The sequence below is a fragment of the Microcystis sp. LE19-195.1E genome (assembly GCF_027532095.1).
Classification (GTDB): domain Bacteria; phylum Cyanobacteriota; class Cyanobacteriia; order Cyanobacteriales; family Microcystaceae; genus Microcystis; species Microcystis aeruginosa.
Genome location: NZ_JAPZSZ010000181.1, coordinates 1 through 5,364 on the forward strand (window position 1 = coordinate 1; position 5,364 = coordinate 5,364).

Annotated in this window: 7 protein-coding genes and 1 pseudogene; 6 read left to right on the plus strand and 2 right to left on the minus strand. The window is 42.5% G+C overall.

The window, feature by feature from the left end:
- A pseudogene (locus O9300_RS10435) lies at positions 1–686 on the plus strand (ISL3-like element ISMae36 family transposase); the annotation flags it as partial.
- Positions 687–781: 95 nt separating this feature from the next.
- Here O9300_RS10435 and O9300_RS10440 read toward each other — a convergent pair.
- A complete protein-coding gene (locus O9300_RS10440) occupies positions 782–982 on the minus strand; it encodes a hypothetical protein (protein WP_287971577.1) in 201 nt (66 codons plus the stop codon).
- Here O9300_RS10440 and miaB point away from each other — a divergent pair.
- Together miaB and O9300_RS10450 are read left to right on the plus strand one after the other, a co-directional pair.
- Positions 981–2,321: a tRNA (N6-isopentenyl adenosine(37)-C2)-methylthiotransferase MiaB gene (gene miaB / locus O9300_RS10445; protein ID WP_079209816.1), complete on the plus strand. Its 1,341-nt coding sequence runs from the start codon at positions 981–983 to the stop codon at positions 2,319–2,321. The two genes, O9300_RS10440 and miaB, sit on opposite strands and share 2 nt — an antisense overlap.
- A 166-nt stretch (positions 2,322–2,487) precedes the next feature.
- The gene (locus O9300_RS10450) at positions 2,488–2,874 is read left to right on the plus strand and encodes a C6orf136 family protein (RefSeq protein ID WP_287971579.1); all 387 of its coding nucleotides are present in this window, start codon (positions 2,488–2,490) and stop codon (positions 2,872–2,874) included.
- Between the two features lie 9 nt (positions 2,875–2,883).
- On the opposite strand, the gene O9300_RS10455 is transcribed toward O9300_RS10450, so the two are convergent.
- Entirely contained in the window at positions 2,884–4,296 is a 1,413-nt protein-coding gene (locus O9300_RS10455; RefSeq protein WP_287971580.1) for a slr1306 family protein, read from the minus strand.
- Positions 4,297–4,473: 177 nt separating this feature from the next.
- Here O9300_RS10455 and rpmG point away from each other — a divergent pair, with 177 nt between their 5' ends.
- The 3 genes from rpmG to O9300_RS10470 all read left to right on the plus strand — a co-directional run.
- Positions 4,474–4,668, plus strand: a complete 195-nt coding sequence (gene rpmG / locus O9300_RS10460; RefSeq protein ID WP_002734724.1) for a 50S ribosomal protein L33 — start codon at positions 4,474–4,476, stop codon at positions 4,666–4,668.
- Positions 4,669–4,708: 40 nt separating this feature from the next.
- Positions 4,709–4,924, plus strand: coding sequence for a 30S ribosomal protein S18 (rpsR, locus tag O9300_RS10465; protein WP_002770735.1), 216 nt, complete (start codon positions 4,709–4,711; stop codon positions 4,922–4,924).
- Between the two features lie 360 nt (positions 4,925–5,284).
- A partial coding sequence (locus tag O9300_RS10470; protein ID WP_287638528.1) for an IS4/Tn5 family transposase DNA-binding protein occupies positions 5,285–5,364 on the plus strand: 80 nt, incomplete at its 3' end.

Genomic DNA, 5,364 nt, shown 5'->3' on the forward strand with positions numbered 1-5,364 from the left:
TAGCTATTCTAGAGAAGCGAACACAAGAAGAGTTGAGGGAAACGCTTACTGGGTGGGGAAAAGAGGTGTTAGAGCAAATTGAAGAAGTGAGCATAGACCTTTGGTTGCCCTATAAAAATCTGGTGAAAGAATTGATGCCATCGGCCGAGGTAGTCGCTGATAGATTCCATGTAATGAAACAAATTAATCAAGAGTTAGACGAACAGAGAAGAGCAGAAAAAAGAGCGGTAGAAGCGCAGAAAAATAAAAAACAGAAAGCGGAAAAAGAAGCGAAGCTAGAAGTTTTAAAGCGAAGTAAGTATAGCTTGTTAAAAAATGAAAAAGATTTAACGGAACCCCAAAAAATCAAACTAGAAGATATCAAAGAAACTTTTCCAAATTTGAAAAAGATGCAGGAATTAAAGGAAGAATTCAGAAAGATTTATGAAACCTCAGAGAATCCGACAGAGGGAATGCTATCCATCTCGGAATGGTTGGCAAAATCCTCCAGTGTTTTTACCAAGAGTTGTCAAACAATCCGAAACTGGTTTGGAGAAATAATTAGTTATTTCGAGCGAAGGACAACGAATGGGGTGGTCGAGGGAATCAACAATAAACTTAAACTAATAAAAAGAAGAGGCTATGGCTTTAGAAACTTTCGGAATTTTTGGGTTAGAAGTATGTTATCTTGGCATCTTGTCTGTTGATTTAGCATAAAGAGTAACGAAGAGCCGTTTTATTTGCTTGTATGGCTGAGTATGCTTTTTCTGGGGAGTGGCAAGTGGGAATTATTAATTATGAATTATGATTTGAGGAGTGGGGGTGTGGGGAAGTGGGGAAGTGGGGTGTGGAGTGTGGGGACAATAAATAAAAATAATCTCCTGAATCCTGACTCCTGAATCCCGACTCCTGAATCCTGCCGACCGCCGACCGCTTCTTTCAAGTCAGAGGATAAATAGCCTAAAATAGAAACCTGCACTATTGTTTCTGTAGCCAGCATCATGAATAAGTCCCCACGTCGTTACCATATCACCACCTTTGGTTGTCAGATGAATAAAGCTGACTCCGAACGCATGGCGGGTATTTTAGAAGATTTGGGGTTTCAATGGTCTGAGGATGCCAACGAAGCCGATTTAATCCTCTACAATACCTGTACAATTCGCGATAATGCCGAACAGAAGGTGTATTCCTATCTCGGCAGACAGGCTAAACGCAAACAAACTCAACCCGATCTTACTCTAGTGGTCGCTGGCTGCGTGGCTCAACAGGAAGGGGAACAATTATTAAGACGGGTTCCCGAAGTGGATTTAATTATCGGTCCCCAACACGCAAACCGCTTGGGAGACTTATTACAACAAGTTTTTGACGGTTCCCAGGTGGTGGCCACCGAACCCATCCACATCATGGAAGATATCACCAAACCGCGCCGGGATAGTAATATTACCGCTTGGGTGAACGTCATCTATGGTTGCAATGAACGCTGTACCTATTGTGTGGTTCCGGGGGTGCGCGGGGTGGAACAATCTCGCACTCCTGCGGCAATTCGAGCAGAAATGGCACAATTAGGACAACAGGGTTATCAAGAAATCACCCTTTTAGGTCAAAATATCGATGCCTACGGACGGGATTTACCCGGAGTGACGGCAAGCGGCCGACATCTGCACAATTTCACCGATTTACTCTACTACGTTCACGATGTGGCCGGCATTGAACGTCTCCGTTTTGCCACCAGTCACCCCCGCTATTTTACCGAACGTTTGATTAAAGCTTGTCAGGAATTACCTAAAGTTTGTGAACATTTTCATATCCCTTTTCAATCGGGGGATAATGATATCCTCAAGGCCATGAAACGGGGCTATACTCAGGAAAAATACCGACAAATTATTGCTAATATTCGCGATTTAATGCCGGATGCTGCCATTAGTGCCGATGCGATTGTCGGATTCCCCGGAGAAACAGAGGCACAGTTCGAGAATACTTTAAAATTAGTCGATGAGATTGGTTTTGATCAATTAAATACCGCTGCCTATTCTCCCCGTCCCGGGACTCCTGCCGCTATTTGGGATGATCAATTAAGTGAGCAGGTAAAAAGCGATCGCTTACAAAGATTAAATCATTTAGTGGCCACAAAAGCCGCTGAACGTTCCCAAAGATATTTAGGCAGAATTGAGGAAATTTTAGTGGAAGACGTTAACCCTAAAGATGCTAGTCAAGTTATGGGAAGAACTAGAGGCAATCGCTTAACTTTCTTTACGGGAGATATTGAGGAATTGCGAGGCAAATTTGTTAAGGTTAAAATTACCGAAGTCCGTCCCTTTAGTTTGACGGGAGTGATCTTTTAATAGTTAACAGTGACCCCTCAGCAGTGAAAAAAGGCAATAGCTATCGGGAATAATTTGCCAAGTAGGTAGCTGTTAAAAATTGTCAGATACCCCCCTTATCAAGGGGGGCAGGGGGGATCAAAGGCAAAATCTATCTTCAATTTAATTATAACTAATTACTTACTTTATGGATATTATCGCTATTTTGCAGCAAGATTATCAAAAATTTCCCCTCGATCAAACCTATGATATTTATGCTGATAACGTTTATTTTCAAGACCCTCTCAATCAATTTCGGGGGATTAAACGCTATCGGGAAATGATTGGTTTTATGAGTCAATGGTTCCAAGCTATCAAGATGGATGTCCACGCAATTGAACAGCAGGGAAATATTATTAATACCCGTTGGACATTGCACTGGACAACTCCTTTACCTTGGCGGCCACGCATCGCTATTTCTGGACGCAGTGAATTAACTCTCGATAACAATAATCTGATTATTTCTCATATCGATTATTGGGATTGTTCGCGCTGGGATGTGCTACGTCAGCATTTACCTTTTACCGGTTCTTAACTAGATTTTTTAACCGGAAAATGCCGACCAACGAGCGCTCGTTTGCTTGACAAAATCCTGTAAAAATGCTAGGCGCTGATTTTGTTCCCAGACCTGTTTAACTTTATTCTGCAAACTCGTCCAATTCCAATCATTATTCAGCTGCTCGTTAATTTCCTGTTCTTGGAAATATTCAATTAAACTTAAACCAGCTAAACGAGTTAGATAGGCTGCCCCAATTCCCTGCACTGTACCACCGGCGATATAAGTAATCGCATTTCCCTTGAGAATCGTTCCTAATGCCTGGGTTGTCACTTCTACCATGCCTAATTGTACCATCATCTTCCCTAGGGTGGCCATGGCTGTTTTTGCTTGTTCAAGGGACATTTTTTGTTGATAAATGGCCCCTAAATCCACTAACATTTGAGCGTTAGTAGCTGCCGCTAAAACTAAATCTAGGGCCGCAAGAGGATTAGCAAAAGTGGCAGTAGCGGCTATCCATTGGTATTGTTCGATAACAGGTAAAGCCTTTTTGCGTCGGGATTGATTAAGTAATTGTTTGGTTTCCTTTGCTAATTCTAGCGCTTGTCTCCAGATAGTTCCCAGAACTAATTCGGACTTTTCTTGTCTGATAATTTGTTGGAGATGATTATCTAAAGGATCGATAACTACCGTTTGGGGTTCCGTCCATTCCTTGATTTCCCCATTGCTTTGATGTTGACGAACTTTTAGGGGTTCAGGGGCAGCGGCTATGGCTAAAATATGATGAGCAGGAATAGTTTCTTTCAGTCTTTGTTTTAGGGAAAGGAGAATTTCTTCTCTGGTTTCGGCGGGTAAACGATCCTGTTTATTGAGTAACAGGATAACACGCTGGTGCATTTGATCGAATTGCTGGAGGATTTGCCATTCGGAATCGGTTAAATCCCCATTGATCAGATACAAAACTAAGTCGGCTGCCAGGGACTTTTTCTGGTTAGCGGTGGAGTTGAGAGTCAGAAGGGGTTCCGTTTCCAGAAAAGCGATATATTCTCCAAAGTTGCCGCTTTCTAGTAGTTTTTTTAAGGCAGTTTTACCGGTTTTTTTAGCGCCGGTAATGGCAATTTTCAGGTCTTGGCGACTAAATTCTTGGTTTAATTGGGTTAAACTGGTTTTAAGTGGGGTTAAGTCTTGATTGGGGTCTTCTTTGGCCAGATAATTAATTATCTTCTCGGCCTTGCTAATCGCTTGTTTAACCTTTTCTAGACTCAGGGGAGTGGGGGGGGAAAAATCGATTTTCGAGTTGGGTTTTTGCCAAAACCAGATACCGGCACCAAGGACAAACGCACCTAAAATACCCCAGGAACCGATTTCGCTCAGTTTACTATTGAGAGTTTCCCCCAGGGTTAAAGCGATGGTAATGCCTATCCCCGTCACTAAAATCGGTTTACCCAATCTTATCGTCATTTTTCCTCATCCTCGCCAACTGCTGTGATTATTCTAGCTTTTTTGTGCTGGATTTCATCCCAAACTGAACTTTTTAGCCGACAATTCCCTGCGTTCGCCCCGGCCGCTCTTGCCTAAAAAGCCCCAGATATGTCATAATGATCGATTGCGTGTAAATTTACCCGATCCCCTGTTGTTATGGCTAGTAAAAAAGGCGTTCGCCTGATCATCACTGTAGAATGCACGGAATGCCGCAGTAATCCCGATAAGCGTACCCCCGGCGTTTCTCGCTACACCACCAGCAAAAACCGGCGCAATACCACCGGCAGACTGGAAATCAAGAAATACTGTCCCCACTGCAATAAGCACACCGTCCACAAGGAAATTAAGTAAACACACTTTAGTTAAAAAGTCAAGCAATCTTTACAAATCTATGAGCTACTATCGTAAACGTCTCTCTCCCATCTCCCCCAGTCAACCGATTGACTACAAAGACACCGAACTCCTCCGCAAATTCATCACCGAACGCGGCAAAATTCTGCCTAGACGTATCACCGGTTTAACTTCTAAACAACAGCGAGATTTAACTGAAGCGGTGAAACGGGCCCGTTTAATGGCTTTATTGCCTTTTGTCAACCAAGAAGCCTAAATTCAGTGATCAGTAATCAGTAATCAGTGAACAGTGATCACTGAAAATAATATATATAAGTAATAGGACAAAATTAACTTCTTGGTGAGGATAGGCACTCATGCACTCATGGAAGAAGTAGTTAGATATACTTAATTAATTGTGTCTAGCTACTTAAGTAGGTAGGCGTTAAAAGTTGTCAGATGCCCCCCTTATCAAGGGGGGATTAAGGGGGGATCCCCCCGCCTATCGGCACCCCCCTTATCAAGCTATCCATTAGTCGGATCTTTCTTAACAAAAAGAGAAGAAACTTAAAAAAAAGGGAAACGATTGATAGGTATAGTTTTGAAAGAAGGAATTAAGGTGGAGGTAAGCAAAAAAATGGAGAAATGGGCAGCCCAAGAATTACAGTATGCAGACCTAGGGGACACCAGAAGAAAGAAAAGGTTAATCAGTATCGT